The organism is Cellulomonas uda (assembly GCF_006538705.1).
Taxonomy (GTDB): Bacteria; Actinomycetota; Actinomycetes; order Actinomycetales; family Cellulomonadaceae; genus Cellulomonas; species Cellulomonas uda.
Genome location: NZ_BJLP01000101.1, coordinates 1 through 931, shown reverse-complemented (window position 1 = coordinate 931; position 931 = coordinate 1). Strand labels below are relative to the sequence as shown.

The window sequence follows — 931 nt, the reverse complement described above, 5'->3', positions numbered from 1 at the left end:
GAACCGTCACGGCTTCTCGGCCGCTTCCTTGTGATGAAGGATGGCGAGATGCCTAAGAAGTACGACCCCGAGGTCAAGGCTCGGGCGGTGCGGATGGTGCGTGAGCACCTGGTGGACTACGGGTCGGTGACGGCGGCGTCGGTCGCGGTCGGTGCCCAGCTGGGGATCGCGCGGGAGTCGCTGCGTCGCTGGGTCGCGCAGGCCGACATCGACGACGGCGCCCGGCCCGGTGTCAGCACGGCGGAGTCCGAGGAGATCCGCCGGCTCAAAGCGGAGAACAAGCGGCTGGCGGAGGCGAACGCGATCCTGCGCGCGGCTTCCATTTTCTTCGCGGGAGAGCTCGACTCCCGAAACCGCTGATCATGGGGTTCATCGACTCCATGAGGGGCAAGGGCTTCGCGGTCGAGACGATCTGCGCCGTCCTGCGTGAGCAGGGCGTGCAGGTCGCCGCGAGGACGTACCGGTCCTGGTCCAGGCTGTCGCCGGCAGCGCGGACGGTGTCGGACGCGGTCGTGGTCGACGCGATCCGCTCGTCACGGATCGACGAGCACGGCCGACCGACCCCGGAGTCGCTCTACGCCGCGACGCAAGACGACCGCGCTGCTGCGTCGCCGCGGCCTGGCAGTGGCGCACTGCACGGTCGACCGGCTGATGCGTGAGCACGGCTGGAACGGGTTGCGCCGCGGCCGGATGCACCGCACCACGATCCCCGCCAAGGACGGGGCCCGGGCCGGTGACCTGCTCAACCGGGACTTTCGTGCGGGCGCACCGAACCGGGTCTGGGTGGCCGACTTCACCTACGTGCGCACCTGGGCCGGGTTCACCTACGTCTCGTTCGTCGTGGACGTGTTCGCCCAGAAGATCGTGGGCTGGCACGCGATGTCGTCCCGGCCGACCGATCTCGTCATGGTCCCGCTGCGGATGGCCTGTT

The 931-nt window shown here is 69.5% G+C and carries 2 protein-coding genes and 1 pseudogene; all 3 read left to right on the top strand.

The features are described 5' to 3' along the window. The first annotated feature begins 48 nt into the window (after positions 1-48). The gene (locus CUD01_RS16315; protein ID WP_157732592.1) at positions 49-360 is read left to right on the top strand and encodes a transposase; all 312 of its coding nucleotides are present in this window, start codon (positions 49-51) and stop codon (positions 358-360) included. A 66-nt stretch (positions 361-426) separates the two neighbouring features. Beyond that, positions 427-642 (top strand): annotated as a pseudogene (locus CUD01_RS17430) (hypothetical protein); the annotation flags it as partial. Between the two features lie 9 nt (positions 643-651). Next, the coding region (locus CUD01_RS16695; protein WP_371860805.1) for a DDE-type integrase/transposase/recombinase at positions 652-931 on the top strand (280 nt) is incomplete at its 3' end.